Source organism: Croceivirga thetidis (assembly GCF_012272815.1).
In the GTDB taxonomy this organism is placed as follows: Bacteria; Bacteroidota; Bacteroidia; order Flavobacteriales; family Flavobacteriaceae; genus Croceivirga; species Croceivirga thetidis.
Genome location: NZ_JAAWWL010000001.1, coordinates 1,525,261 through 1,550,265, shown reverse-complemented (window position 1 = coordinate 1,550,265; position 25,005 = coordinate 1,525,261). Strand labels below are relative to the sequence as shown.

Genomic DNA, 25,005 nt, shown 5'->3' with positions numbered 1-25,005 from the left:
TAACCGTTTACCATGCATAAACCTATTGAAGGTTTCTCAAAACTGACCAAGTCAGAAAAAATCAATTGGATTGCCCAGAATTGCACCAGAAATCCGGAAGGCACAACCGCATTATTGGAAAAATATTGGAATAATGACAAGGAGCTACAAAAGGTACATGACGAGTTTATTGAAAATACCCTCAGCAATTATTACTTGCCATATTCTGTTGCACCGAATTTTTTGATAAATGGTCGACTATTGACAATACCAATGGTAATCGAGGAAAGTTCTGTCGTTGCAGCTGCTAGTAAATCGGCAAAATTTTGGCTGCCAAAAGGTGGGTTTAAAACAACCGTCATAGGTACCGAAAAAGTTGGGCAGGTACACTTTATGTATTACGGGGAACAAAAAAAGTTGGAATCTGTTTTTGATAAACTAAAGCCATCACTATTCTCAGAAACGGAACAATTGACCAATAGCATGCGAAAACGTGGTGGGGGAATCTCTGAAATTACCCTACGCGATAAGACTGAAAAATTAAAGGGTTACTACCAATTGCATTGCACTTTCCAAACCATGGATGCGATGGGTGCGAACTTCATAAATTCTTGCTTAGAGCAATTCGCTAAAATTTTGGAACGCGAAGCAGCCAAAAACGAGCTCGAGCTAGAAGTCATCATGAGCATATTGAGTAATTATGTGCCGAATTGCTTGGTCAAGGCAGAAGTACAATGTGCTATATCTGAAAAAAAAAGCGAAACCACCGTATCAAAAGGTTTTGCCGAACGTATGGTTCAAGCAGTTAAAATTGCAAAAACAGAACCTTATAGAGCAGTAACCCACAATAAAGGCATCATGAACGGTATTGATGCTGTTGTTTTAGCTACAGGAAATGATTTTAGGGCAATCGAAGCTGGCGTGCATGCATTTGCGGCAAAAGATGGTGGCTATTCAAGTTTAACCCATGCAACAATTCAAGACAATACCTTTAAATTTTGGATTGAGGTTCCATTGGCAGTAGGTACCGTCGGAGGCCTAACTTCATTGCATCCTTTAGTAAAACTTAGTTTGGAAATATTGCAACACCCAACTGCTAAAGAATTAATGCAAATAATGGCAGTTGCTGGACTGGCACAAAATTTTGCTGCTTTACGTTCACTGGTCACCACTGGTATTCAGAAAGGGCATATGAAAATGCACTTATTGAATCTTTTGAACCAGGCTGGTGCCACAGAAAGCGAAAAACTAAAATTGGTAGACTATTTCAAGGACCATACAGTAAGTAATGCCGCTGTAAAAGATGCACTTAACAACCTCCGTAATTAATGGCTGAAAAGTACTATAGCAACGGGAAGCTCTTATTGACTGGTGAATATGCCATTCTTGATGGGGCTATGGGCTTGGCCGTACCTACCAAGTTTGGGCAAAGTCTAGAAGTGTTTTCCCATAAACAACCTAAACTGGTCTGGAAAAGCTTCGACGAAGACAGCTCAATTTGGTTTGAGGCGGATTTCGATTTGGATGGTTTTTCGATTCTAAATACTTCAGACAAAGAAACTGCCGAAACGCTTCAAAAGATATTGACTGTCGCAAGAATTGAAAATCCAGAATTCTTAAATACCCCTTCCGGAGTTCAAATCGAAACAAGGCTTGGTTTTCCCAGAAAATGGGGATTGGGAACTTCATCTACCCTCATCAACAATATAGCTCAATGGGCCAATATAGACGCCTACACCTTACTTTCAAAGACTTTAGGGGGTAGTGGTTACGATATTGCTTGCGCACACCATTATCAACCATTGCTTTACCGTTTGGATTTGGGAAAATCCAAGGTATTGCCCCTAAATTTTCATCCACCGTTTGACCAGTCACTTTTCTTTATCTACCTAAACAAAAAACAAAATAGTAGGAAGGCCATTGCGAATTACCGCAAGCAAACCTTCAATAAGAAAAAGCTAGTCGATAAAATCAACGATATCACACAAAGTTTTCTTGAAGCTCAACGGGTAGAAGAAATGGAATCGCTCATTTTGGAGCATGAAATGGCTCTTTCAACTATTTTGGGCATGCCACCGATTAAACAAAAATTTCCCGACTATTTTGGCGCGTTGAAGAGCTTAGGAGCTTGGGGTGGAGATTTCATTTTAGCCACCGGAAATGAAAAAACCCCTGCCTATTTTAAAGACCGGGGTTTTGATATTGTAATTCCGTATTCAGAAATGGTACTTTAAACTAATCCTTAAAAGAAGAATTCAGTCCACTAATAAAAATCGGCGCGGTTATCTTCAATTTCTGCTTTCTCTTTTAATGCATTAAAGGCACCTGTATTCACCGAATTCCTATTCTGGTTTGAAAGCGTATTCGCAAATGTCACAAAACTTGGAATTTCAACGGCGTCTTCTTTTTTAGTCACCTTGACCATAAAGACCCCTGTTTCCCCCTTTATCAATCCTGAGGTGTCTCCATCATTCATGGCCAAAGCTGTTCCAACAACCAATGGTTCTCTTCCAGCCCCAGGCACGGTCGGTGATTTTGCCGAAAGTGCAGAAGCGGTTGATTGGGTAACATTGTTGTCACTAGCAAATGCCTCAAAGGCCTTTCCTTGGTTGGCAGCTATAATTTGCTCTGCCTTTCTTTCTTTTCTAAGAATTGGTAACACAGTGGCAGAGGCATCCTCTGGCGCCATAACACCTTCTTTGTACTTTTTGGTCAATTGAACAACGGCATAACCATTGGTCAAATCGAATCTTTTGATATCCCCAACATTAGTGGCATCTTCAAACGCCCAACGTACTATATTTCGTTGCTGACCCAACCCAGGTAAATTTTCATCCAATGCTTTGAGTTTATTGACGGGTCTAACCGAAAATTCGCCCTCTTCTGCAATTTTGGTGAATTCTTCTGGCGCAGCATCTGTAGAGTTCATTTCGAACTTGGTTGTTTCAGTAAAGAGATTATTGATTGTTGTTTCAGATGGTTCAATGGTTCTGGCCAACGTAGCCACCTGAACGATATCCTCTTTCTCATCAACCTTGATAATGTGAAAACCAAAATCCGTTTCAACCAAACCTACTTTCCCCACTGGGTTACCAAAGCAGAAATCATTGAATTCGTCTGCCATTACACCTTCTTGAAAGAAGCCAAGGTCTCCACCCCTAGGACCTGAAGGGCCATCTGAATTCTCTCTGGCCAAGGCAGCGAAATCTGCATCTGCCTTTTGAGCCTCAATGAGAATTTTCTTGGCTTCGGCTTCAGCCTCTGCCTTACTACGCGTGATTGAAGGATTTGCCCTGGTTGCGCCTTCATAAGCAAAAAGGATGTGACTTGCTTTTACACTTCCTTCTGCCTTTTTGGCAACCATTTTAGTAACCTTGAAAGCATCTCCATCACGATAAGGGCCGTAGAATTCACCAATGTTCAAAGCAAAAATTGAATCGGCAGCAACTTGTGGCAAACCGGTCTTGGCCTTAAAAATGGTATCGAACTTCGAATCTGAATTTCTATCTAAAAAAGCAGCGTAGTCTGTAGTTGCTGCAAAACCTAAAATTGTGTCTGTCTTATCCGTAGCTTGGTTGTATTCGACTGTATTGTCCAATAAATTGGTAATTGCAGTACGTACATCATTAATATCTTCATCAGATGCCTTTTCCTCAAAAAATACAAAACGAACATCTCGTGCAGGCTCTTGCTTGTAATCATCTTTATGTGCTTTTACGTAGTCCGATATCTCATCTTTTGAAATGGTAATCGTACTATCGGCAATTGATGAATAAGGCACCCTTACATATTGAATATCAACCTTATTTGACTGTAATTTATAATCAAACTCACCTTCTTGCAAAGTAGCTCCCGAACCTGCTTTCACTAAATTGAAATACAGCTGCTCTTTTGCAGATTGCATAATATTTTTTTCATCTTGCAGCCAGGCATCATATCGAAGTGGATCATTAACCCTCCAATCTGCAATGGCATTTTTGAAAACGTCTGCATTAAATACGCCACTATCATCCAAAAAATCAGGAATTTGGGCATAACCAGGGTTGTTAGCCACATAGTCGACGATTTGATCGCTTTCGATATCAATACCCAATTCGTCGAATTGTTGATTTAAAATAACCCTTCGTAATTCTTGATTATATACCGTATTCACCAACTGTGTTGACGAGAAATTTGGACCGTACTGCCTAGAGGCGCGTTCCATTTTCTGTTGAAATTCTTCTCGAGGAATGTTATCGCCATTGATTTCGGCTATGGAAGAACCAACTTTGGCTCCACCCAAATCATTACTGTTGAAAACACCTGAAATGACGAAAGCAAACAACGCCATACCAATGATCAAAATCAATACTGTGGTTCGCTTTCTTATATTTCCTAAAATCGCCATTTACGTTAAATTTTTGGTGGGCAAAACTACCATTTTCTATAGACCTTTGCAAGATTACTTGCCAATCTGGCCGTATAATATTTTGGTTTTTATTCTTCTTCAAAAATCGTTACACTGACCATATCTATTTTCGTGTTTGAAACCTCCACGATATGGAAAAGAAAACTATCAACCTTAATATCCGTGCCCTGTTCTGGAATTTCACCCGTTTTACTTACAATTAATCCTCCAAGTGTCTCATAATCCTCGCCTTCGGGTAGATCAATTTTATAGGTTTCATTAATATAATCTACCTCCATTCGAGCTGAAAACTTAAAGGTATTCCCATCGATTTGCTCTTCGATTAAATCTGTAGTATCATGCTCGTCCTCAATCTCTCCGAACAGCTCTTCAACGATATCCTCAACGGTCATTATTCCTGATGTTCCGCCATACTCATCCAAAACCACAGCCATACTTTTTCGTTTTTTGGTCAAAACATCCAATATTTCATGAATCAGCATAGTCTCTGGAACGAATTCAACAGGTCTTAAAATACTCTTTATGGTTTTCGGCTTTTTAAAAAGCTCATAGGAGTGTACGTAACCAATAATGTCATCAATGGTTTCCTTGTAAACCAAAATTTTTGAGTAACCTGTCTCCGTAAAGAGTTTCGTTAGGTTTTTTGGTGAATCATGTAATTCTACCGCTGTAATTTCGGTTCGGGGCACCATAACCTCGCGTGCCTTTACTTCTGAAAACTCAAGAGCATTTTGAAACAACTGAATTTCAGAATCTATTTCATCTTCCTCTTCTACGGCTTCCATTTGTTCGGAAATGTAATCTCCCAATTCAATTTTACTGAAAGCCAACTGAATTTCATCACCATCCGTTCTGAAGAAGGTCTTTAAAAGAAAATCGGAAACCTTCATAACAAACCAAGAAATTGGCCAGAACAATAGATAGAAGAGATATGCAGGAAAAGCCAAGACTTTAAGCAAGGTATTTGAATAGATTTGAAATAATACCTTGGGTAGGAATTCTGCCGTCAGCAATATAATTACTGTTGAAATAACAGTTTGGCTCAGTAGATTAAAATCTTCCAATAGCAGGTTCACTAAGTTGCTTGAAGAGGGAAGAAAACTTTGAAACCACGCCATTAGCCTATCACCCATAAAAAGCCCATAAACGACCAAAGCGATATTGTTGCCGATGAGCATCGAGGCAATAAATTTTGAAGGCTTTTTAGTAATCCAGCCCAATACCTTTGCCAGAAAACCTTCCTGTTTCTTTTCTATTTCAATATGGATACGGTTCGCCGAAATAAAGGCGATTTCCATACCTGAAAAAAAGGCTGAAAATAGAAGTGAAACAACGATAATAAGCAAGGAAGTGTCCAAAGTTCCTATTTTTCATTTTCGCGCTTGCGCTGCTCGAACTTTTTGTGGTAATGCCTTCGGAAGAAAAAATTAAAGCCTGTAGCAATTGCTAAGAAAATAAAGATGTAGGCCCTATTTCTATCCGTGTCCCAAAAATTGAATACCATGTAGACCGACAAAATCGAAACTATCAGGTTAATATATATCGTGTATTTTAAAAACTTTTGCATTTTTAGTCTTCTTCGGTGATTGTCATTAGACCATACGTTTTATGGGCATTAAAGTAAGTGAAATCATTATTGAAATCCATCCCTTCTCCATCCATTACCGTACCGTCTTCAGGATTTGTATAGGTAAATTTTGCTTCTGTAAATATCCACTTGTTGGTCCGGTCCCAATACAATTGAGGAGTTTCCAACATTTTACCATCATGGTTGGTAATCAAAACGTTTCCTTGCAGATCAATTACGTTCGTATCTGAATACAAAATTCCATAATCAGCAACTACGGTGCTTTTTCGACCCTGCTTATCAAAAAAGTCTACTTCGACCCCATTCGGAAAAATCTGATGCCCAAACTCAAGGTTGTCATAATTCTCATTTCTCGGACTACGAAGTGTAAAAACCACTTTTGACAGCGAAGAATCTTGAGAACTCAAAGGCTCTGTCATTTCTGTGTAGGTAACTGTGAAGTTTTCAGCGATACCCTGCGGAAAAATTCGTGCAGAAGCTTCTTCACCTACCCTTTTGTATTTGTCTTGACAGGCCCCAAAAAGCAATGCCACGGTAAAAACCGTGGCAATAGCATATAGTGTTCTCGAGAACTTTTTATTCATTATAGATTTGGCACTTTTACACTGCCACCAACCCAACAACTAAAAGTAACTGTTTTACCAGCCATATTAGCATTAAATATCATTGTTTTATCTGGTGCCTTAGCCCTGTAACTGGCTGCAGTTTTCCTTGCCTTTCCACTAAGAGAAGGATCAACCCTACCCGCCTTGTCAGCAATATTTGCCGCATACCAATATATGGCTCGCTTCTCAAAAGGAGTACTACCACATGCGTTTGCGCTTGAAGCCACTAGACTTGCCTCTAATAAGTATGCCTTCCCATTAGCTGGATTTTCGGCAACAGCTTTACGCAAATAACTCCTAGCTTGAGACTTGCTACTTCTTCTAACGATTGTAGCAATTTTGTATAAAATATTCGATTTTCTATCAGGATTTCCTTCCAATTCCACAGCTTTGTTAAAATCTACAATTGCTCCACTGTTATCTCCTTTTTTAGCCTTTAAAATTCCTAAATAATAGTATACGTCAGAAGATGGTTCAAGATCGGCTTGTACTTCTACTAATTTCACAAACATTGGGTCATCGGTACATTCTTTCCCAGCCATTCTACTTGTTGCACTTTTCACCCATTTAACATCTCCTTTTCTGGAATCAAAATTCTTTTGATATAGGGGTATAAGATTATTACAGTCCGCCAACTCACCTAATTTTGCATCAATACTGGTTGAAACCTTGCCTAGTGATTCGGAGTTCTTTGAATAGATTTTCAGGTTTCTCTTCTCTTTGGATGTTATTGTACCGTCTTCTTCTTTTTTCAAAAACTTCGTGATGTTATCGGTATATCCCTTATTGATAACATCCATTTGCTCTACTACCGCATCATAAGTATCAAATACTTCTTGAATGTCTTTTGAACCTGCATTATATAAATTCACCAAGGCTGAGAAATAAAGGTAGAGAGCCTTAGGGTTTTTAAATCCTTTTGGGTTTTTCTTAAACTCGGCATCCAACATGTCGTATACCTGCTGGTCTGAAGCCATTTTGTTCTCATCCATCACAAGAGCCTTATCACTCATTACCTCAGGCATTGGGAACTTTGCAGGGAAATACTTGTTACTATCCTCATACAGCTTTAACAAGTCTTGGATGTAACCATCTTGATCTGCTCCAGAAGAATTTTTGATTTTATGTTTTAGTATGCGCTCACCACCTGTAAAAGTTCCTTTGTTGAATTCAGGACAAGTATTGTAAACCATTAGCCATGGCTCATAAGCGGCATCGTAATTTTTGACTTTATAATGCTCATACCAAATGGACATATTGGTTCTGCATTCAGGATTTTCTGCCTGGGCCGTACTTAAACCCATCGACATAATCACAACAAACATCGTTAAGTAAAGGTTCTTTTTCATCTTATTAATTTTGAAGCGGTTAATGTACAAATTTTTAAAGTATTAATCTATCTGTCTTTTCTGGAACCATTTGGAATTAAAGGACAAACCAAGGTTTAACCTAAAGTAACTTTCCTCTACCAAATTGGCGTCTGTAGTACCTCTTCTTCCCAACTCAAAACCTATGTTTAGATTTGAAAATCTATCGGTACCGACACCGACCAGTGGTACACCAAATCCAAAAGTTATGCCAAAGTTATTTATCTCTTTTCCGTTTACGATCATTCCTGTTTGATCATAGCGAAGTCCGGCTCGGTAGGTTATTCTATTGAGTACGTTCGAAAATGAGGTATAATTCGGTATGTAATACCCACCCACAGAAATAGTACTAGCATCTTGATATTCAACGTTTTCAAGACGCAAAAAAGCGTTTTCAAAAGTACTTAACTGCTGCGCGCTATACTCCGCTCCCAGAAACCACTTTTTATTTTCACCTATTCCAAGTCCGCCGGTAAAAACCGTGGGTATTTTAAGCTCCGTATTTCGAAGGTTTTGGGCTTCCAAATCAACCTCGACGAGTTCTATGTTTTGACCACTTTGGGTATTGAACGACCCTATTTCCTCTTCATTTTTAGAGACTAAATTCAATTGCGTATTGACTCCTAAATGACTGAATAAGGTTAGCTTTTCTGTAATTTTCGGTGTGAAATTGGCCGTATAATTAAAATCAAATCCATTAATTCGAGAGGAGCGGGCATCTAATGTACCGAATTGTACATCTTGTATGGTCTGTATTCGATTATATTGAAGTGTACCAAAATTGAAATTAGCCGTTGCCCCTAAAGTTAGATTCTTGAGTGCGCGAAATCCTATGGAGGCATAAACGCGGTTGATACCACCTTCACCACTATACACATTGGTGATGGAATCACCTTCGGTAGTCAGCCTGTTTTGAACCAAACTGTACCCCACTGAAGAATAGGGCATGATACCAAAACCGACCCCTACATCTTTTGCTACCGGAAGCCCAATGGCCAAGTAATCAAGATTGGTAACCGAGGTGTTTTGTTGTTCTGTAAAATCTTTTAATCGGAATTCCCTATGTGAAAGACCAACAGAATAAGCCGTTAATCGCAATTCTGAATACGCAGCCGGATTTCTTAAGTTTACATGTATACTGTCGGCATACATACGAAGGCCACCCATCATCTGATTTTCAACCGTGCCACCTTCACGCGAATCTCCAATACCAAAAAAAGAGTAGGGTGAAATGGTACCGTTTTGCGCAAAAACCCCAAAAGAAATCATGCACAAAATTGCAACTGAAAACTTCTTTACCATTTATCGTTTGTTGTATTCCAGCAGGTAGTTTAGCCCCTCCAAGAGAATTTTAGAATGCGCAAATATGGAATTTTTTACCCTTTTACCAAAAATTTGCGCATCGCCCCCTGTTAAAATAACTGTTAAATGTTCAAAGCGCTCGTTGTATTGGTCAATTACCCCGTCAACCTCCCTTGCGGTGCCGTTCAAAACACCACTGTGCATGCAGTTTTCTGTTGAATTACCAATATAATCCAAGGTTTCGCTTGGGGTCAGCAGTGGTAATTTTGCAGTCTGCTGGTGCATGGCATTGTATCTCATTTGAATTCCTGGAGAAATTGCGCCACCAAGATACTCCCCATAGTCATTAACAATATCATAGGTAATACAAGTGCCGGCGTCAATAATCAAAACGTTACTTTTTGGGTACTTATAAAACGCGGCAGCGGCCAATGCAATTCTATCCACCCCTAAAGATTGGGGTGTGGCATAACTGTTCTTAAAGGGCAGCTTTGATTGATGTGTCAGTTCATGAACTGTACAGAAGAGTGACAGAATTTTAGCTTCTTTCTGACCTATTTGACCGACCGAAGAAACAATAGCTTGGCTAATATTAGGGTATTTTGCAAAGAGCACTTTAACTTTTTCAAGAAAGTATTGCGCGTCAACAGCTTGGTCAAAAAGGATTTCATGATTCTCAAAGACCGCCATTTTTACGAGGGTATTCCCAACATCTACTACCAAGTTCATATGACAAAGGTCTGCAAACCCTAAAAAAGGGGAAGTGTTTTTTTTATTTTTGTTTGTTTATCGGCAAATTGAAATTATATTTGCAGCCCTTTTAAGGGAAACCTAAAGGTACCTTAGCTCAGTTGGTAGAGCAACGGACTGAAAATCCGTGTGTCCCTGGTTCGATTCCTGGAGGTACCACATAAAACCCGGCCTTTGCGCTGGGTTTTTTGTTTTTTGACCTTTCCAATTTCCTATTGCCCTTAACTCCTTTTTTGTAATTTAAGAGTGACCAAAACTAAAATCTGGCCAGCTAGATGAAATTCTTCGAAGAACTAAAGAAAAGGAACGTCTACAAGGTAGCCACTGCCTACGCTATTTCTTCTTGGTTGATTATTCAAGTGGTGAATACCATCGGGCCAAACCTAGATTGGCCAGATTCCGTGCCATCACTAATTACAAGAATTCTAATTGTTGGCTTTCCTTTGGCCCTGTTGCTTGCTTGGCTTTTTGAATTGACCCCCCAAGGTTTGAGATTGATTGGGGACAAAAAGGTAATTGATGACAAAATCAAAGGTCGAAGATTGAATTATTTCATCATTGGAGTATTGGCACTTACAGTTTGCTTTTTGTTGGTAGAACGCTTGTTTTTCGCTGGTAAAAATGAAGTTAATCAAAAGCAGGTGGCGAGTATGGTCATGATACCCGATTTCACCTCTTCCATTGCCGTACTGGCCTTTGACGATATGAGTCCCAATAAAGATCAAGAGTATTTCTCGGACGGTATTAGTGAAGAAATCCTCAATCGATTGACCAAATACAAAGACCTAAAGGTTATCAGCCGAACCTCCTCTTTTGCCTACAAGGACAAGGATGTTACCATCGATATCATTGGGAAGGAATTGGATGTCGCCTATGTTTTGGAGGGGAGCATACGAAAATCCGGAGACACCTTCCGAACTACCGTGCAACTTATAGACACCCGCGATGGTTCCCATATTTGGTCGGACACTTTCGATAGGCAAGTCGAGGATGCCTTGTTCGTTCAGGATGAAATTGCTGAAATTGTTGCCAACCGATTGCAACTGACGCTGTTAAACGAAGATGTGCTGCTGCGGAAAGTAGACCCAGAAGCCTACCAATTTTATTTGAAGTCTTTAGAGGCCCTGAGAATATTAAATGATAGCACAACGACACTTGGCGATTCTTTGATTAGGCGTTCTCTGGACATCGACCCAGGTTATGCACCAGCATGGACCATATTGTCACAAACAACCTTTCACAAAGGCATTTATTACTACCATTTGGAGCGGGAAAAAGCCATCGATATGGGGCTTAGTGCTGCTAGAAGAGCATTGGAATTGGATTCTTCCATTAATAGTTCAAAGGTTTGGATAGCCAACTGGCAGTGGCATAACCGAGAAGGAACCAAATCTCTAGGAACACTGGAAAAGATGTTGGCCAATAGCCCCAATAGCGCAAGTATAAATAGGCTGGCAGCACATGCTTATACAAGGGTGGGAATGCCAGAAAAGGCACTCTTGTGTGCCTACAGACTTCCACAGCTAGATCCAAACGACTGGGAGTCCTACTGGTGGATTTTTAAGTTAGAGAGGTATTTAGGTAATAATGAAAAAGCCGCCATTGCAATGAAGAAACAAATAGAAGTTTACGAGCAACAAACCGGTTTAGAACCTGATATTATTGATTTAGTCTCGTATTATGAACTAACAGGTGATTTAAAAAAAGCAATTGAAATAAATGCAAAAGAGCCTAACCGATATCTGAAACTTCATTCCGAATTCTTGTTGGAATACAAAGATGGTCAAGTAGAGAAAGCAGAAAACATTTTGAATGAATTTTTAAGTATTCCGAACGAGGAGATTCTGGAAAGTACCGAAGATGACGATTTAACGACACATTATAGTTTTTTGGCCGAAATGTACGCAACCAAAGGTGATTTGGATAGTGCTTTTAATGCACTGAATCAAGCATTTGATGACTATGTTGTTTGGACCGAGGAATTATGGACTTATCCAGCCTTCAAAAATTTGCATGATGACCCCCGTTGGTCCCAGTTTTTGGACCGTTTAGGCAAATACTTTAATTTCAACTACAAGGTTTCAGAATGAGATTATTCGGATAGAATTTTTTATTGCTTTTATTCATTTGGAAAAGGTTTCTGCAAACAAATCTTTACTGTAAGACTGAATTGAGAATGATTAAATTACTACAATTGATATCCTCAATTAGTAATATGATTAAAGGGTCCATATTTATTGGGTTTTTCATTTTACACATTCCTCTTATATTGTAGAAAAAAGCCAGTGATACACTTCGATTTTGAAACCTCATTTGAAGAATTCGACTCCTATTTAAAAAGTGTTGGCCTAATACGGGAGAATGAAAATGTAATTGGACTTCAAAAACCCGGTGAAGGCAATATGAACGTGGTCATTCGCATTAAAACCAATACCAATTCCTATATTTTAAAACAGTCTCGGGATTACGTTCAGAAATATCCACAAATTCCGGCTCCTCTTGACCGAATCATGGTAGAAAATATATTCTATTCGAGATTAGCTGACAGCAGTGTATCAAAGCACTTTCCGAAAGTACTGCATACCGATGCCGAAAACTTTCTTTTGCTATTTGAGGATTTAGGACAAATAGAGGATTTAACCCAGATGTATTCAAAAAAACAAATTGATAAGAATACCCTTAAAAGCCTTGTCCAAATACTTTCAGGGATTCATTCCGTAATACCAAATCCCGAACAGCCCAAAAACCTGAAATTACGGGAGTTGAACCATCAACACATATTTGTTTTGCCGTTTGTACAAGACAATGGTTTTAATTTGGATGATGTACAAAGTGGACTACAGGAACTTTCATTACCAATTAAAAATAATAGGGAATTGAAGCGAAAGATTGATGAAATCGGCCTACGCTACCTTTCTCAGGGTAATACTTTACTTCATGGAGATTACTACCCAGGTAGTTGGATGGAAAACCAAAAGCAACTCTATGTTCTCGACCCTGAGTTTAGTTTCGTAGGATTTTCTGAATTCGACCTCGGTGTTATGGCAGCACACCTAATTTTGGCCACTGGCGACCTTGGCATTCTAAAGGAAATCTTTAATGAATATCAGGGCAGTGCCTCCTGGGAACTCACAAGCCAAATCGCTGGAATTGAAATTTTAAGACGTCTGATTGGCCTTGCCCAATTACCTCTTCAAAGGAGTTTGAAAGAAAAGGAGGGTTTACTTGATTTGGCCCAAAAACTTGTACTGTCATGAAAAAGCTTCTCTTTCTTATTATTGGAATTCTTATTCTGGGGTGCACAGACCACAAAAGGACTTCGGTTAATTTACCCAAACCCCTAGAAACTGTTTACATTATTCAATCTTCGGAACTTAGCAAAGAAGATTACCATAACAAAGTACTTGGGGCGCTTGTTGGCTCGGCAATTGGCGATGCAATGGGTGCTTCTACCGAAATGTGGCACCGGGATGCCATTCAATTAAAATATGGCTACATCACTGGGCTTACCCCCGCGCTACGACCGCAATCACCAGAGGGCACTTGGGATAACAACCTACCAGATGGCTCCACAACAGACGACACTCGCTGGAAGTTATTGATGACAGAATATTTTAAAAAGGAAAAAATACAACCAAATAGTTTTAACAATTTCATTCTTGATTATTACCAACAAGAGGTAACCAAACTTCAAGACGCACAAGTATTGAAGAGTACCGATGTTTTTGATGAAACTGTCGAAAAAGTAGATTGGATTAAAGAATGGGCCCGGGTTTCTTTGGCTTACAACGAAGGAGATAGTTCTTACCAGAAAGCGCTAAATCGTTTTTATGGAGGCGAAATGTCGTGTGCAGGGCAACTCTATACCCCAATGTTCGGATTAATAGCTGAAACTCCTGAAGAGGCTTATGAATTGGCCTATGAACATGCGTTATTTGATATTGGCTACGCCAAGGACATTTCAGCTTTGGTTTCGGCCATGACCCATGTAGCTTTACGAACTTCAGACCTAGATTCGATTCTTTCTACGATAAACTTCGTAGACCCTGTCGGTTATCAAAATAGTCGGCTTGTTGGAAGAATTGCACTCAATACAGCCGACGCCTCAATTAATCAAGTACTGGCGTTAAAACGACAAGCCATGTTTGATAGCACTTTTATGCAAACTGATACGACAAGGATTCCTGATGGCTTTCCTAATAGCAAAAAACAATGGGTACTTGAGAACAAGATTTTTGAGTTTTTGGAAGAAAACGAAAAAGAAATTGCTTTTCATGCTGGCGAAATCTGGCAAATTCTAATTACTTCGCTCGTTTATTCCAGTGGAAATTTTGAGCAGTGCATGCAGTTTATTGTCAACTATGGTAGGGATAACGATACTGTTGCAGCCATCGCTGGAATGATTCTTGGCGCAAAGTATGGTTTTGAAGCCCTACCAACTGATTTGAAAACCGAAGTTTTACAAGTAAATAGAGAGGTTTTAGGCATTGATTTAGAGGCGATGGCAGACGGCATCACCAAACTTAAATTTAGCCCTGAAGAATAATTTCAGGATAAAGTTTGGAACATTCATAAAAAAATCCTAAATAGAACTTTCCTTTGTTGCCATATTATCAATTTATCGTATTATGGCGGCTGAAAATTTATAAGTATTTAATTTAGAAATAAAAATGGCTGAAGATTTGCTAAAATTAGCAGCAGAGTTTGAAGGACGAACGCTGAGTCACATGTCTACTAGCGACCGTGTTGCGGCTTCGCGCGAAGCAAAACAATTGATTCTTTCAATCAATGAAATTTATAAACAAACCAAAGATTCTTCTCTTATGGATGTCATGAAACGATTGACAGAGAAGAAGAAGAAGATTGAAAAACGTTTAAAGGGTAATCCTTTAGCTTAAAAAAAGCCCCGGTTTTGGGGCTTTTTTTATGTCTTATTGCTTCTTGATCTGTAAAATGTACCACCCACAATAAGTGCAGCAGAAATTATCATCACATTTTTTATGATGTATTGCCCTTCTAAGGTGGGTAATAAATAACTGCCCTTCTGAAAGGTAACCTCAGGTAGAAAGAACAAAGGCATAAAAGTGCCCACCATTTGCAGAAAAAGTAAAGCTATTGCAATTCTTGTGGTTTTTCTGAATAGAAAAGCAACCCCTATCACCACTTCCCACCAACCAATTAGTTGCAACCATAGCTCGGGTTCACCAAATGGCAACCATGCCACGGTCTTTTTTAAAAGGCCCTCAGCAGCTGAAAGGCCCAAGGGTTTTAAAATACCGAACCAGAAAAAAATTATTGCGAATGAAATACGTACGGCCGGAAGGCCCCACCTGCGCATAATCTTGGCAATTCGCTGGTCTATCTCTTCAAAATCCATAATTAAATCATTTCCAGATACCTTTTACCTCAGCGATTGCAAAATCTGAAACAACTATCGTCTCATCAGCCATATTTTCAATTGAGAATTTTGAAAATCCTTCCGAAGGAAAAAATTGTGAGGTCATGACATTTTCCCCATCATTTATAAATAGTTCGCATGACGCGTTATCGATGAAGAATTCAAGTTTCATGGATTCACTGGTCTTATCGTCCAAAATCATGTAATGCAACTTATTCCCGAATTGATAGTTAAAATCATCTTGCCCTGCTGTGGTTCTATCCAACATCACCAAATTTGAAGCTGAATCAAAAATCAATCGGAACTCTTCTCCACCGTCATTTGAAAATGAAACCACAAAGTCTTTTTTAGGTAAGGATAGCGAGACCTTCGACTGGCTGAGGGTAGTATTGGCCCATATTTTTTTCTCACTCGCTTCCAATTCAAAAGATTCCGTGGAAGTATCTGAAATAATTGCATTTATGGCTTGAACCGGATAGTTAACCAATACATATTCCCCTTCAATTTTTTTTAGGCCAAGATTTCGAGGTAACGTCATGGCGCTTCGCCAGGTTGAAGTTGGCGTTTTCAAAGCATATTGCCAATTACTCATCCAACCAATAAATTTTCGCTGACCATCTGGTGTATCATTATAGGTAACCCCAGCATAATTATCGGTACCCCAATCAAGCCATTTGTATTCCTTTTGTTCTGAAGAAAAGGTGGTCCCATCAAAATCACCAACAAAGTACTGTGTACCACTGCCCCCATTTGGTGCTCCATTTCCGATACTGATTATCAATACCCACTTCTCTTCATCTGTACCTTCAACCTTTAAAGGGAATAAATCAGGACACTCCCAAACGCCTCCATGGGCACCTTGATTTTGCCCAAAATCACTGATATTATCCCATTCTTTCAGATTCTTTGATCGGTAGAATTTTGCATGGTCACCTGCAACCAAAGCCATTATCCAACTTTCTGTGCCTTCATGCCAAAAGACCTTTGGGTCCCTCAAATCTTTGGTATCTACATTGCCTATGACCGGATTACCTTCATATTTTTCCCAAGTTTCACCATTGTCCAGGCTAAAGGCAATTCCTTGGGTTTGAAAGTCGGACCTTCCTGACTTTTCTCCCTCCATATCATGATAAGTGAATATAGCGACCAAAGGTATTTTTCCGTGAGTTCCAAAACCCGACGTATTGTTCTTATCAACCACAGCACTACCTGAAAAAATAAATCCATTTTTATCGGGGTATAACGCAATTGGCTTGTTATCCCAATTGATTAAATCAGAACTCACAGCATGTCCCCAATGCATTGGCCCCCAAACTGTGGCATGCGGGTAATATTGATAAAATAAATGGTACAATCCATCATGGTAGACCAATCCGTTCGGGTCGTTCATCCATCCGGTAGGCGGCGAAAAATGGTATTGTGGTCTGTATTTCTCAGCATAAACCTTAGTTTCGACTACTTCTAAAGTTTTCCCCGATTGACGAATACATGAGCACAGAAGAAAAAGCACTAATAACTGTAATGTTCTTGGTAACATATCGAACTAAATATTTCCTTTAAAGATACCATTTCTAGGTCCTAATTTATATTAAATACTACCTTTGAACTTGCTTTGAATTTATGAGACTTTCGATACTTTTTCTACCACTATTATTTCTTTCACAGTCATGCCTGCCGCAAAAAAGTATCGAAGCGGCCTTATCTAAATACAACACTAATTCTGTGGAATATACTTTCGTAGAAGATTTAAAAAAGGATGAAGCCGTTCTTTTTGACTCCAGAAAATTGGAAGAGTATCAAGTAAGTCATATCGAAAACGCTACATGGGTGGGCTACAAAAAATTCGATATCGAATCGATTGAAGAGAGATTTCCGGATAAGACTACTCCAATAGTTGTTTACTGCTCCATAGGGGTTAGGTCAGAAGATATCGCAGAAAAGCTGCTTGAAGCTGGTTATACCGAGGTAAAAAATTTATATGGAGGTATTTTTGAATGGACAAATGCAGGCAACTCTTTAATTGACTCTGTCGGTACCACTAAGAAAATACATGGCTACAACAAACAGTGGAGTAAACTGTTGAGACAAGGTCAAATCGTATATTGATTCATAAAAGTTAACACTTGAAAGCCACTACCGAAAATCTTCTATTAATTTTCACAAGAAACCCTGAACTTGGTCGATGCAAGACTCGTTTGGCCGCTGCGGTAGGCAAGGAAACTGCATTAGAGATATATAAATTCCTTTTGGAACACACGGTGAAGATTTCGAGGGAATTAGATGTGGAAAAAGAAGTCTATTATTCTGAAGAAATTTGGGAAAATGATATTTGGGACAATGACATCTATTCAAAGAAACTTCAGACTGGAATTGATTTGGGTGAACGCATGGCTAATGCGTTCAAAGCTGGATTCAAGGCAGGATATAAAAAAATCATAATCATTGGGAGTGATATGTATGATTTAAGCCAAGTCGATTTACAAGGAGCCTTCGAAACTCTAGAAAAAGCCGATTTTGTCGTGGGCCCAGCAATCGATGGTGGTTATTATCTTTTAGGTATGAAAACCTTTAAAGAAGACTTGTTTATTGATAAAGCTTGGGGAACCGGTAACGTTTTAAAGGATACCTTGAAAAATCTAGAAGAAGAACGTTTTGAACTTCTTGCAGAGCGAAACGACGTTGATTATTTTGAAGACATAAAAGATGTCCCTGCCTTTCAGAAATTTTTTAAAAACTAAGTGAACATGACCAAAAAGCAACTCGAAGAATCCATAGACTTTCTAAAACAGAAGGGGTTTGAGGCTCCTGAAATCGGCATCGTTCTAGGTACCGGTCTAGGGCAATTGGTAAATGAAATCGAAGACCAGATAGTAGCGCACTATCATCAAATTCCTTACTTCCCATTGGCCACAGTTGAATTTCACTCTGGGAAATTGATTTATGGTACACTTCAAGGTAAAAAAGTTGCTGTAATGCAAGGACGATTTCACCTCTATGAAGGCTATGATTTAAAAGATGTCACTTATCCAATCAGGGTTCTACACGGCCTCGGGATAAAAAAACTATTTATCAGTAATGCGGCAGGCGCCATTAATTTGGATTTCAAAAAAGGTGACATCATGCTTATCGAAGACCACATCAATCTTCAAGGGGGTTCTCCATTAGCCTTTAAAAATGTTTCAGAATTCGGTGAACGTTTTGTGGATATGAGCGAACCCTATGACACCGAAATGGGGCAAAAAATTGAAACGATAGCAAAAGCGAACAATATTGTATTAAGAAAAGGTGTCTATGCCTCGGTAGTAGGGCCTCAATTGGAGACCAAAGCTGAATATCGCATGTTGAAGATTTTAGGAGCGGACGCTGTAGGTATGAGTACAGTTCCGGAAGTCATAGTTGCCAATCACTTAAACTTGCCTATTGTTGCCATTTCTGTATTAACTGATGAATGCGACCCTGATAATCTTGAACCCATTAATGTTCAAGAAATCATTGAAATTGCTGGAAAGGCCGAACCGAAAATGATACAGCTATTTAAGGAGTTAATTGAGGGGGCATAACTTCTTTAAAGAATCTTGTAAGCTTTTGCAGATTTTCTCCACTTCATTAAGGTGAATCCGGATTTGACCATAATTATACCTACCTTAAATGAAGAACGGTTTATTGAATCATTGATAGATCATCTTAATAAGCAGGCAAAAAATCCGTCTAAACTTGAAGTACTGGTCGTTGATGGCGGAAGTAAAGATGCCACTCAAACTATTGCAAACAAGACCAGGGTCAAAGTTTTAAAGAGTGCTAAAGGAAGAGCTAAACAACAGAATTTTGGAGCCAAATTGGCAATGGCACCCATATTGTATTTTCTTCACGCAGATACCCTCCCACCTAAGAACTTTGATGCACATATTTTAAAAGCAATTGAATATGGTTTTGAGTCAGGCTGTTTTCGCATGAAATTCGACACCAAAAATATTGTGCTTCGTTTTTTCGCTTGGCTTACAAGGTTCAATCATATATTATGCAGGGGTGGTGACCAATCGCTATACATTACAAAGGAGAAATTCAATCAACTGGGTGGTTTTGACGAATCATATTTTATTTATGAGGATAGCGAGTTCATTAGAAGAATTTATGCAGAAACACAATTCAAAATACATAAAGAACCAGTTGTCACCTCAACCAGAAAGTACCGCGAAAAGGGCTGGTTAAAAGTTCAGTATCATTTTGCCATGATACATCTCAAGAACTATTTAGGACAAGGTCCAGAAGACCTTTATCTGTACTACAAAAAATATTTGTTGAATTGATTAAAGAAGTAAGGCCGTCAGCAGTGATGTAGTTTTTTGCATATAGTGTTACAAAATTCCTATGTCCACCCCACTAGACATACAGAATAACAATCACGTCGACAGCCTTTTAATCTTGAAACTCCAGTTGGGCATAGTCATTTACGATGCCGCTGGTAATTACATCGGTCAACCAATTCTTTTCTGGCTTGACCTTAATTCTTCCTTCAATCTTTGGATTCTCAGTAGCGTCTACTTCAATAAACGTTAAAGGAGGTAAAGCATTTTTTGCTAAAAAAAGATTGTTTTTCTGAGCAAATATAGCAGTAAAATCCTTCGAATCATCAAGAATTTTACTTTTATTAAATATTTGCTGCATGCTAGTAGCGAATCGTTCCCCCTCTGTATTGTTGTCATGAAAGACGGCAACCTTATAATATTTTTCACTGGTAGTTCCTGGCTTTAAATCGATGACCAATAACCTTTGATATTTTTGCTTACCTGAATTTTTCAAGAAAGACTTATTAATAACATCAACATAGTTACGCATGGCATCTAAACCTGCCATAGGGGCCTCAACTTGAATGCTATCTTTACTATTCTCAGACTCCTCTTCATTAATTGTAACCTCATCAGTTCCTTGAAGTAAGTATACTTTAGCACCATTCAATAACAATTGCTTAGCCACAGATTTCAAAACGTCCTTTTTTAACTGACTTTGGTCGCTACTAGCTGAACTATTGGAAGAAGAAGCCATTAAATAAATTACTGCATTCTCCAGTTTATCTCCCTTATTTTCAAAATCGGCCAATTCTTCTTCAAATATTGGTGTCTCGATAGCATTTTCAACGTCAACGGCTATCCCCATATCTTTATAGGAATCTGGAGCTTTTGGTATTATGTAAGTCTCACCAAGTACCATTTCACTGCCATTCTTAAGATTCTCAATGTTCAATTCAATAAAAGCAGGATAATACTTAACAGGATCTAAGCCTTGGTTTCTCAATACGGAAAATATTCCGTCACCTTGTTTGGCAACAACGGTGTCGTTCTCTGTTTGGCCGATAGCCAAAACAGCTGAACCTAAGCATAAAAGTAGGGGGAGTAGGAGTCTCATTGTTAGTTTGGTTTGCAATGAATGCCCTACGAATATAGCATCTTATCGATGAGAAGCAAAATAAATCGATGAAGTGACTAAAAAATTGTTAAGAAATTACGAATTACTTAATTAGTTAAATTCTGAAAAAGCCTTCTTAAGAACCTCTTGTGCTGGCTTATTCTGTGGTGTAAACCGATTATCTTCCACTCCACCTGAATCCTCGTGATGAATAAACCATTTCCATACAAACCCCCCTGCAAACCAGTCTTCTTTCCAAAATTCTTCAAACGTTACTTTAAGAGCATCTGCTTGTGATTGTAGGTTAACAGCCATTTCATTGCGATCAACTAGCCATGGCTTTTTGGCCGTATAATCCATACTTCGGTATCCAAATTCAGTAAAGAGAATAGGTTTATCTGTTGTATTTGACAACTCTTTTAGAGCAGTTTTCCATTTTTGCCAACCCTTTTTCATATCATCAACGGAAGGCTCACGCATTTCTGAAAGCGGAAAATAAGCATCTACTCCTATAAAGTCCATATCCTCCCAAAAAGGGGTCCTTTTGTATTCATCCCAATTTGCCGCATAAGTCAATTGACCCGAATATATTTTACGAACCTCACCAATCAGTTTATGCCAAAACTCAGGCCGGTGCTTTACAAACTCTTCCAATTCGGTACCGATACAATAAATTTCGGCATTCGTTTCTTGGGCCAAACGAGCGTAAGTCAGGATAAATTTTTCATATGAATTTTCGAACTTTACCCAGTCATCTTCTGAATTCATCAATAAATCACCTGTAAATTCACCTCGCCAAACCCATATTTGTGGTTTTACCATTATCTGAATACCATTTTTCTTCAAGATTTCAATGTATTGCTTGGCCCCTACTTTGGTTTCACCAAACCACTGGCGGTCTGTATCAAAAATCACTCCAGGATCTTGAAGATTCCTAACGAAACCAAATGGCATTACCGCTGCATAATTGGCTCCAATATCTAAAACTGGGTTTACATGAGATTGATTAGCGCGATCCGGATTCGCAACAAAACTCACTCCATTAATTTTTGATTCGTTCTGACTTGAACACGAAAATTGTAGTAAACAAAGAAGAAGTAGGCCTAAGCTCCGCATGATTTATAGATTCTACGAGAAAAATAGGTGAATTCTGATTTAGAGTCAGTCCGAATAACACTTTTTAAGATTATTTTATGGATTTGACCATTCTTGAAAATCAACTTCTTTCTAAGGACCTAAAAATATTGCCCAATTCCAAAAACGATACCACTAGTTGAATTATCTGTAACACCAATACCGTAATCAATTCTAAATACCGCATTGAAAATTTGCTTATGAATAAATCGGAGTCCGAAACCAGGATAAACCCTAAGGTTTTGGCTATCGCCAAAATCACCTAAATCTCCTCCCGGATTTCTCCAACTTCCTCCATCTACAAATATGTTTGATTGTAATACAAACCAGTCTTTTTCGATTAGTGAATACCGAAATTCACTATTTAATACAATGGCAGCGGTCCCCCTATCAATTGTATTGCCAACACCCCTAATATTTAAATTATTGTCCACAGCAAAGGGAGCAAAGGGCGTATCAATATTACTTGCCAGCCCCAATCGCAACCGGGTTGCCCAATTTCCTTTATTACCCACTCTTTTGAAATATGAGAAATCATTAAATCCAATCCAAAAATCGGGTAAAGCGTTGCTCGAACTTCGTACATATTGCAAATTCAAATCACTACGAAAACCATCCAAAAAGTAATAGTAATAGGTAAGTCCGTCGTACTTGTATAACAACTTGTACAATAGCTTTGAAACAACCAATTCTTGTGGAACATTTACGTCGGTGGCTCCTTCTAAATATTGGTAATCCTCGGTAAAGAAATTTAATCCAGTTTCAAAGCGATGCTTAAAGTTGGGCTCATAGAGCAGTAAGAATTCATAGGATTCGTTATTGTACCGATAATCCGCTTCACCACTCTCTAAAAAGACAGGTTCTTGAGTCGTAAGGTCTTGGTAATTGAATGCTACACCAAGTTTATTCGAGAACAGGTATGGAACCCTTGCACTTAACCCTACTGAATGAAAAACATCGTACTGATAAAAAGCTCCAAGGGTAATGTTCCGTCCTAAAAAATTGAATTCTTGTAGTCCTATTCTAAAGGCAAATTCATCATTGTTAGAAGTATATACATTGGCAAATGGTATCAAAGTAAAATTTTCCTCGATACCATAAACCACAACAAATTCATCTTCGATTTGACCTTCATTAACTTCGAAATAGGCATGTGAAACCGAAGGGAGTCGAATCAACCTGGCGACATCTTTTGCAATTACGATTGAGTCCAGGACATCTCCTTCCCTTAAAGAAACAAAATCCTCAACAAAGCCCGTATTAGTGCGCTTATTACCCTGAACCCTGATTTCTGAAACAATACTTTGGCTCCAAGAAAACTCGACAACAACAAAAAAGATAAAGAACCAAGCTTTGTGCATTGGAGTCAGCAATTTTTATTCAAAAATAAGGCTCCAAGACAAAAGTTGTAAAATATTAGAATACGGCCCTCAAACCGATATTGTAGGTTTGACCCAAACCAGTGTCATTGCCCCTAACAAAGTTGGTATACAATGCCTCAATATTCAGTTCATCTGTTAGCTGGTACTTTACACCGCCACCCAAGGCTGTAAAATTTTGTGAAAATTCATTGCCCAAATCAATAAGCTGAGAGTGTTGAACCAAGCCTAAAACTGTAAATTTTGAACTTGGAAAGTAGCTTAAAAATAGTCCTGGAGTTAGTCTCAAGCTATTGTTGGCAAAGCTATCGGCCTCATCACCAAAATTTAATTCTGAATTAAGCTCAGAAAACAGTTGCCATTTACCCTCGGCAAATGAATAATCGTAAAAGAACCTGTTTTGCCATATAAACCCATTTTGGTCGAGGAATACGCCATTTTCCGTTTCGTTATCAACCAATGGTATGAATAGCGCACTTTGAATCGAGAAATTTCCAACGTTTGAAAATGGGGTAAACTTAATTGCAGGGGCAATGGAGGTTAGACCTGATCGGGCCGATCCTTCTTCTCCGTCAAACGAGAGGAAATCAAAAAGTCCCCTACCACCTACGGTATTAGACCTGAATTCTAACAATACACCAAGGTTGACCCTTTTATTATCTCCAACACCGGTAAAGACATCGAGAGTTGAAGTAAAAAATACATTTCTAGGTATGTCGCCATTAAATGTATCCTCTGTTTCTGTATATAAATTATTGAACCACTTAATATCCCACTGCCCTTTACCAATTAGTTTTGAGGGCGTAAGGTTTTGAATATTACTGCCTTGTGGAGTATCATCTTGTGCTATAAGATTCAGACTCACCAATAGCAGACCTATTAAGCAAATATGCTGTTTTAATTTTTTCATTTTTAAATTTTTAGGATTGTTAGTTTACCGTACTGTATTTAAAGTCCAGTCATAGGGGTAATACCCCAACTTAGCTTTTGTATCTAGTTTCTCGTTTCTAAACTGATTTATGAATTGTATTTCATCTTTTCCATCTTGGGTAAAATCAACTTTGTACCATTCAAATATTTGGCTAACGAGAACTTTCTTACCCTTTACTTTAATAAAGTTGGGATTATTTAAGGCCAATTCGGTTTGTTTTTGCAACTGCGCTTCAAGTTTGCTGGGCGAGTAAGCACCATCAATGATGGGTGGGCAACCCAAACCTGCGCAGACCAATACAAAATGAAATCTTGCCTCATGACTAAAGTTTTCTCGCAGTAGCTTGTTCTCAATATCATTTAAGGTGATTTGGATACCGCCTATGTCTCGTTTCGTTTTATCAAAGAACCCATTAATATCCAAAGGCGATTTTACTGGATAGTTGTCTATGATACCTTTTATTACATGCAGATTGTATCCATTAATCCAAAAAGCTTGAAAAGCCTTGGTATCGTCTTTAGAAATACGAATCGATTTAGCTAAATCTAGAATTGAATTCAGTTCTCCAGGGTTTTCCTTTATGCCGCTATAATCAACTAAGCCATTTTTTACGTTCGCTTTGAAAAAGGCATCAGTCTTAGAAAAAAAAGTATCTACTGATTGTGAAAAACCTTGTAATAAAAAGAGGCTAAAAAAAACTAGAACTGCATTTTTCATTTCATTGAATTTTTTGCTTGGTCGCACAAGAATTAAAAACTCAA

Annotated in this window: 23 protein-coding genes and 1 tRNA gene; 11 read left to right on the top strand and 13 right to left on the bottom strand. The window is 38.6% G+C overall.

Annotated features, from left to right (window positions below):
- The first annotated feature begins 12 nt into the window (after window positions 1-12).
- On the top strand, window positions 13-1,308 hold the full coding sequence (locus HCU67_RS06990; RefSeq protein ID WP_168551842.1) for a hydroxymethylglutaryl-CoA reductase, degradative: 1,296 nt from the start codon (window positions 13-15) through the stop codon (window positions 1,306-1,308).
- Window positions 1,308-2,213 carry a GYDIA family GHMP kinase gene (locus tag HCU67_RS06985; RefSeq protein ID WP_168551841.1) on the top strand — a complete coding sequence of 302 codons (906 nt, stop codon included), beginning with the start codon at window positions 1,308-1,310 and terminating at the stop codon, window positions 2,211-2,213. The genes HCU67_RS06990 and HCU67_RS06985 overlap by 1 nt, the downstream gene beginning before the upstream one ends.
- A gap of 29 nt (window positions 2,214-2,242) precedes the next feature.
- Here HCU67_RS06985 and HCU67_RS06980 read toward each other — a convergent pair whose 3' ends face one another.
- The 6 genes from HCU67_RS06980 to HCU67_RS06950 all read right to left on the bottom strand — a co-directional run bounded on the left by HCU67_RS06980 (window position 2,243) and on the right by HCU67_RS06950 (window position 9,978).
- Window positions 2,243-4,366 (bottom strand): peptidylprolyl isomerase, encoded by a 2,124-nt coding sequence (locus tag HCU67_RS06980; RefSeq protein WP_168551840.1) that lies wholly within the window; start codon window positions 4,364-4,366, stop codon window positions 2,243-2,245.
- Between the two features lie 89 nt (window positions 4,367-4,455).
- The gene (locus HCU67_RS06975; protein ID WP_168551839.1) at window positions 4,456-5,745 is read right to left on the bottom strand and encodes a hemolysin family protein; all 1,290 of its coding nucleotides are present in this window, start codon (window positions 5,743-5,745) and stop codon (window positions 4,456-4,458) included.
- A gap of 211 nt (window positions 5,746-5,956) precedes the next feature.
- On the bottom strand, window positions 5,957-6,559 hold the full coding sequence (lptC, locus tag HCU67_RS06965; protein WP_168551837.1) for an LPS export ABC transporter periplasmic protein LptC: 603 nt from the start codon (window positions 6,557-6,559) through the stop codon (window positions 5,957-5,959).
- The gene (locus HCU67_RS06960) at window positions 6,559-7,929 is read right to left on the bottom strand and encodes a hypothetical protein (protein ID WP_168551836.1); all 1,371 of its coding nucleotides are present in this window, start codon (window positions 7,927-7,929) and stop codon (window positions 6,559-6,561) included. Before HCU67_RS06960 ends, lptC begins: the two co-directional genes overlap by 1 nt.
- A 42-nt stretch (window positions 7,930-7,971) precedes the next feature.
- Window positions 7,972-9,249: a BamG family beta-barrel-assembly machinery protein gene (gene bamG / locus HCU67_RS06955; protein ID WP_168551835.1), complete on the bottom strand. Its 1,278-nt coding sequence runs from the start codon at window positions 9,247-9,249 to the stop codon at window positions 7,972-7,974.
- Window positions 9,250-9,978 carry a type III pantothenate kinase gene (locus tag HCU67_RS06950; protein ID WP_168551834.1) on the bottom strand — a complete coding sequence of 243 codons (729 nt, stop codon included), beginning with the start codon at window positions 9,976-9,978 and terminating at the stop codon, window positions 9,250-9,252.
- A 107-nt stretch (window positions 9,979-10,085) separates the two neighbouring features.
- Between HCU67_RS06950 and HCU67_RS06945 the strand changes: the two genes are divergently transcribed.
- From HCU67_RS06945 to HCU67_RS06925, 5 genes are all read left to right on the top strand, one after another.
- Window positions 10,086-10,158: transfer RNA gene (locus HCU67_RS06945), tRNA-Phe, on the top strand.
- A gap of 116 nt (window positions 10,159-10,274) precedes the next feature.
- Window positions 10,275-12,089: a hypothetical protein gene (locus HCU67_RS06940; protein ID WP_168551833.1), complete on the top strand. Its 1,815-nt coding sequence runs from the start codon at window positions 10,275-10,277 to the stop codon at window positions 12,087-12,089.
- A gap of 195 nt (window positions 12,090-12,284) precedes the next feature.
- Window positions 12,285-13,256, top strand: a complete 972-nt coding sequence (locus tag HCU67_RS06935) for a phosphotransferase (RefSeq protein ID WP_345890693.1) — start codon at window positions 12,285-12,287, stop codon at window positions 13,254-13,256.
- Window positions 13,253-14,545: an ADP-ribosylglycohydrolase family protein gene (locus HCU67_RS06930; protein WP_168551832.1), complete on the top strand. Its 1,293-nt coding sequence runs from the start codon at window positions 13,253-13,255 to the stop codon at window positions 14,543-14,545. The genes HCU67_RS06935 and HCU67_RS06930 overlap by 4 nt, the downstream gene beginning before the upstream one ends.
- Window positions 14,546-14,669: 124 nt before the next feature.
- Window positions 14,670-14,897 carry a hypothetical protein gene (locus HCU67_RS06925; RefSeq protein WP_168551831.1) on the top strand — a complete coding sequence of 76 codons (228 nt, stop codon included), beginning with the start codon at window positions 14,670-14,672 and terminating at the stop codon, window positions 14,895-14,897.
- A gap of 26 nt (window positions 14,898-14,923) precedes the next feature.
- Here HCU67_RS06925 and HCU67_RS06920 read toward each other — a convergent pair whose 3' ends face one another.
- Both HCU67_RS06920 and HCU67_RS06915 read right to left on the bottom strand, forming a co-directional pair.
- A complete protein-coding gene (locus tag HCU67_RS06920; RefSeq protein ID WP_246865713.1) occupies window positions 14,924-15,376 on the bottom strand; it encodes a DoxX family protein in 453 nt (150 codons plus the stop codon).
- A 7-nt stretch (window positions 15,377-15,383) separates the two neighbouring features.
- The gene (locus HCU67_RS06915) at window positions 15,384-16,934 is read right to left on the bottom strand and encodes a glycoside hydrolase family 32 protein (RefSeq protein ID WP_168551830.1); all 1,551 of its coding nucleotides are present in this window, start codon (window positions 16,932-16,934) and stop codon (window positions 15,384-15,386) included.
- A gap of 83 nt (window positions 16,935-17,017) precedes the next feature.
- Here HCU67_RS06915 and HCU67_RS06910 point away from each other — a divergent pair, with 83 nt between their 5' ends.
- From HCU67_RS06910 to HCU67_RS06895, 4 genes are all read left to right on the top strand, one after another.
- A complete protein-coding gene (locus HCU67_RS06910; RefSeq protein ID WP_168551829.1) occupies window positions 17,018-17,503 on the top strand; it encodes a rhodanese-like domain-containing protein in 486 nt (161 codons plus the stop codon).
- Between the two features lie 17 nt (window positions 17,504-17,520).
- The gene (locus HCU67_RS06905; RefSeq protein WP_168551828.1) at window positions 17,521-18,135 is read left to right on the top strand and encodes a TIGR04282 family arsenosugar biosynthesis glycosyltransferase; all 615 of its coding nucleotides are present in this window, start codon (window positions 17,521-17,523) and stop codon (window positions 18,133-18,135) included.
- Between the two features lie 6 nt (window positions 18,136-18,141).
- Window positions 18,142-18,957 carry a purine-nucleoside phosphorylase gene (locus HCU67_RS06900; RefSeq protein ID WP_168551827.1) on the top strand — a complete coding sequence of 272 codons (816 nt, stop codon included), beginning with the start codon at window positions 18,142-18,144 and terminating at the stop codon, window positions 18,955-18,957.
- Between the two features lie 63 nt (window positions 18,958-19,020).
- A complete protein-coding gene (locus HCU67_RS06895; RefSeq protein WP_210423642.1) occupies window positions 19,021-19,704 on the top strand; it encodes a TIGR04283 family arsenosugar biosynthesis glycosyltransferase in 684 nt (227 codons plus the stop codon).
- A gap of 109 nt (window positions 19,705-19,813) precedes the next feature.
- Here HCU67_RS06895 and HCU67_RS06890 read toward each other — a convergent pair whose 3' ends face one another.
- The 5 genes from HCU67_RS06890 to HCU67_RS06870 form a co-directional block, all read right to left on the bottom strand.
- Entirely contained in the window at window positions 19,814-20,800 is a 987-nt protein-coding gene (locus HCU67_RS06890) for a hypothetical protein (RefSeq protein ID WP_168551826.1), read from the bottom strand.
- 111 nt (window positions 20,801-20,911) lie between these two features.
- Window positions 20,912-21,916, bottom strand: a complete 1,005-nt coding sequence (locus HCU67_RS06885) for a glycoside hydrolase family 113 (RefSeq protein ID WP_168551825.1) — start codon at window positions 21,914-21,916, stop codon at window positions 20,912-20,914.
- 119 nt (window positions 21,917-22,035) lie between these two features.
- Window positions 22,036-23,295 (bottom strand): BamA/TamA family outer membrane protein, encoded by a 1,260-nt coding sequence (locus HCU67_RS06880; RefSeq protein WP_168551824.1) that lies wholly within the window; start codon window positions 23,293-23,295, stop codon window positions 22,036-22,038.
- 55 nt (window positions 23,296-23,350) lie between these two features.
- Entirely contained in the window at window positions 23,351-24,223 is an 873-nt protein-coding gene (locus HCU67_RS06875; RefSeq protein WP_168551823.1) for a hypothetical protein, read from the bottom strand.
- Between the two features lie 24 nt (window positions 24,224-24,247).
- Window positions 24,248-24,961: a DUF547 domain-containing protein gene (locus tag HCU67_RS06870; protein ID WP_168551822.1), complete on the bottom strand. Its 714-nt coding sequence runs from the start codon at window positions 24,959-24,961 to the stop codon at window positions 24,248-24,250.
- Between the last annotated feature and the right edge of the window lie 44 nt (window positions 24,962-25,005).

Bases quoted from the DNA above. Each gene is read 5' to 3' on its own strand.
- HCU67_RS06990 (WP_168551842.1), top strand. From the start codon at position 13: ATGCATAAACCTATTGAAGGTTTCTCAAAACTGACCAAGTCAGAAAAA.
- HCU67_RS06985 (WP_168551841.1), top strand. From the start codon at position 1,308: ATGGCTGAAAAGTACTATAGCAACGGGAAGCTCTTATTGACTGGTGAA.
- HCU67_RS06980 (WP_168551840.1), bottom strand. From the start codon at position 4,366: ATGGCGATTTTAGGAAATATAAGAAAGCGAACCACAGTATTGATTTTG.
- lptC (WP_168551837.1), bottom strand. From the start codon at position 6,559: ATGAATAAAAAGTTCTCGAGAACACTATATGCTATTGCCACGGTTTTT.
- HCU67_RS06960 (WP_168551836.1), bottom strand. From the start codon at position 7,929: ATGAAAAAGAACCTTTACTTAACGATGTTTGTTGTGATTATGTCGATG.
- bamG (WP_168551835.1), bottom strand. From the start codon at position 9,249: ATGGTAAAGAAGTTTTCAGTTGCAATTTTGTGCATGATTTCTTTTGGG.
- HCU67_RS06950 (WP_168551834.1), bottom strand. From the start codon at position 9,978: ATGAACTTGGTAGTAGATGTTGGGAATACCCTCGTAAAAATGGCGGTC.
- HCU67_RS06940 (WP_168551833.1), top strand. From the start codon at position 10,275: ATGAAATTCTTCGAAGAACTAAAGAAAAGGAACGTCTACAAGGTAGCC.
- HCU67_RS06930 (WP_168551832.1), top strand. From the start codon at position 13,253: ATGAAAAAGCTTCTCTTTCTTATTATTGGAATTCTTATTCTGGGGTGC.
- HCU67_RS06925 (WP_168551831.1), top strand. From the start codon at position 14,670: ATGGCTGAAGATTTGCTAAAATTAGCAGCAGAGTTTGAAGGACGAACG.
- HCU67_RS06920 (WP_246865713.1), bottom strand. From the start codon at position 15,376: ATGGATTTTGAAGAGATAGACCAGCGAATTGCCAAGATTATGCGCAGG.
- HCU67_RS06915 (WP_168551830.1), bottom strand. From the start codon at position 16,934: ATGTTACCAAGAACATTACAGTTATTAGTGCTTTTTCTTCTGTGCTCA.
- HCU67_RS06910 (WP_168551829.1), top strand. From the start codon at position 17,018: ATGAGACTTTCGATACTTTTTCTACCACTATTATTTCTTTCACAGTCA.
- HCU67_RS06900 (WP_168551827.1), top strand. From the start codon at position 18,142: ATGACCAAAAAGCAACTCGAAGAATCCATAGACTTTCTAAAACAGAAG.
- HCU67_RS06890 (WP_168551826.1), bottom strand. From the start codon at position 20,800: ATGAGACTCCTACTCCCCCTACTTTTATGCTTAGGTTCAGCTGTTTTG.
- HCU67_RS06885 (WP_168551825.1), bottom strand. From the start codon at position 21,916: ATGCGGAGCTTAGGCCTACTTCTTCTTTGTTTACTACAATTTTCGTGT.
- HCU67_RS06880 (WP_168551824.1), bottom strand. From the start codon at position 23,295: ATGCACAAAGCTTGGTTCTTTATCTTTTTTGTTGTTGTCGAGTTTTCT.
- HCU67_RS06875 (WP_168551823.1), bottom strand. From the start codon at position 24,223: ATGAAAAAATTAAAACAGCATATTTGCTTAATAGGTCTGCTATTGGTG.
- HCU67_RS06870 (WP_168551822.1), bottom strand. From the start codon at position 24,961: ATGAAAAATGCAGTTCTAGTTTTTTTTAGCCTCTTTTTATTACAAGGT.